General features: G+C 55.2%; 3 protein-coding genes. All 3 read right to left on the reverse strand.

The annotated features are described in order from the left end of the window. Positions 1 to 157: 157 nt before the first annotated feature. On the reverse strand, positions 158 to 472 hold the full coding sequence (locus tag C7389_RS24625; RefSeq protein WP_133595304.1) for a hypothetical protein: 315 nt from the start codon (positions 470 to 472) through the stop codon (positions 158 to 160). Between the two features lie 115 nt (positions 473 to 587). Then, a complete protein-coding gene (locus C7389_RS24630; RefSeq protein WP_133595305.1) occupies positions 588 to 1,481 on the reverse strand; it encodes a hypothetical protein in 894 nt (297 codons plus the stop codon). Positions 1,482 to 1,593: 112 nt separating this feature from the next. After that, positions 1,594 to 2,028: a WapI family immunity protein gene (locus C7389_RS24635; protein WP_133595306.1), complete on the reverse strand. Its 435-nt coding sequence runs from the start codon at positions 2,026 to 2,028 to the stop codon at positions 1,594 to 1,596. Between the last annotated feature and the right edge of the window lie 180 nt (positions 2,029 to 2,208).

Here is a 2,208-nt window from a genome sequence, read left to right on the forward strand (position 1 = left end):
GTGCGTCCTGATGGGGCACCAAGGAGCGAAAGCGGGGGCAACGGCCCGTGGCCGACCCGGTCGGAAGCGAAAAATGCCTTCGAACTCGAAAGGTCGTCACTGATACGCGCTCGAAATCGGTCCGCCGGCGCTTGATCATGATTTGTTCAGCACTTCCTTAACTCGGTTCATAAACTACTTCAAACTCAGGGCCAAGCTCTGCCTGAAGTTCCGATAAGAAAGTAAGTGCTTCGGCCTCAAACTTTGTATATTCATCGGTGCTCCAAGGGCCTGGGTCGGGTGGATATTCCCAATTTAAGGCGGTGTCGTGCCATTTCGATAATGCATTTAACCGTTCGAGCATTGCATTGCTTAGGGGTAATTTGTCTTCCACTGGGCCGACATCAAATTCTTTTAGTGCTGCTTCATTTCCACACCACAAAGAGCCTCCGCCCCATTCGAACATTAGTCTGATGTGGAAAACTCCGGACATTGATGTGGCCTCTAACGTGCTAGCTCAGGGGCGACCGGAGGCCGCAGGCCGGAGAGAACCGAGAAGCGCAGCTTCTCGGGCGTCCCCTGGAGCGGCGGGTTAGGGCACGATCGCGTCATTTGGCTGCTCCAGAGAAATTGACTGACAGCTTGGTTTCGCCAGTGTCCGTCTTGGTAGCGACGGCCATCGCGCTATTGCCAGCAATGGTGACCTTTCCCCAAGCAACCTGAACGTCACCGATTTTTCCGCGACGTACGCCGAACTTGGCAATGTCCACTTTGCACGGGCCGATGACGCGTATGGACTCGACCGGCCTCATTACTTCTGGCTCGATCTTCTTCATGTACAAGGGGCGCCCCTGTTGATCGCTCGGTGGCTCCCAAACGAACTCGAACCATTTGTGCTCATCTTTGCCCTCGGCCAATAGATAGTCTCTAGCACGAGGACTCTTCAAGAGCCCATCAACCAGCTCCTTCGTTTGGCAAAGTTCAGTGCCATCTTCTAGGTAGAGCAGATTGTCTGGAGTAGTTGCGACGGTCTCGGGAGCAAGAAGGCCGACCTGGGCAACCCGAATGCTCACCTTCTCAGCGGTGATCGTCACGAACTTTAGCCAAAGTTCTCCATTGGGGCCAAGTAACGCGCGAATGTCATGGTCATCGATGTCTTCAAGTGTAAAAACCTCAATTCCATACTTGCTTGCGACGTCACGAGCTTCCGGGGTAAAGCCACTGCGCGATGCCAGTAGCAAGACATTCGTATCTAGGCGGTCATGCTTTGCCTTCATAGCGTCGACCCAACTGACGTCTGCGATCCGTTGGTGGTCGCGACACTCGATGGATACGAAGACACGCTGAGATCCAACCTTACCTTCAACGACGACGTCGACTTCCCGAAAACGCTTGGTCAAGCGGTCGCGCATCATCTTCGATTCGCTGACCTTTGCGCCTTCCGAGAGATTGAGGCGTACGAGGTAGATCAGACGCTGAAAGTCGTTCGATCGCTTTGGCATGTTCCGGAATTCTGGCGTGCCCTAACGTGCTAGGTGAGGGGCCGCCGGAGCGGCAAAGCCGCGTAGGGAACCGAGAAGCGCAGCTTCTCGGCGGTCCCTCTCGACCGGCGGGTTAGGCACCACGGATTGGAAACGAGGAAGTGATTTCATCGAGTTCTCGGAGTACGGGCGCAAGACTTGTTTGATCGAAAGCGAACGCAAATGCCAACTTGTTGCCAATGCTGGGTTGATCTATAGCTTCGCCGGTGACTGTAAGGCCACCACGGCCATCACCAACCACACGAATCGACAACTGTTCTTCAAGGGTGGCAAAGTTTGCTTCTCCCTTCAACGAGTCGTACAGAGCGCCTAGTTGCTCACGGAAGCCGACGAAATCCTCAGTGAGAAAGGCTGCATCAAACTTTCCAGAAAATGCACCGGCGCTCACTTCAACACGAACGGAAAGCCAGTTGTCATCGTGGTAATCGCCGGTCGCGGCGCGCTCGTAGTTGCGTACGGTAACCGCCACCTTTTCTGTTTCAGAACTGCCGAGTGAGAAAGAGGGCATGTGGTGCCTAACGTGGAAGTGAGGGGCAGCCGGAGTGCGAAGCACGGAGGGAACCACCAAGCACAGCTTGGTGGCTGTCCCGCTCGACTGATGGGATGGACTCCCCCTCCTTTTCCGCGCCCAATAGGCGCCACCGGTGCTCATGGGGATGGGGATCGGTCTTCAGAAAGAGGAGTCCGT

Source organism: Azoarcus indigens (assembly GCF_004361735.1).
Lineage (GTDB): Bacteria > Pseudomonadota > Gammaproteobacteria > Burkholderiales > Rhodocyclaceae > Azoarcus > Azoarcus indigens.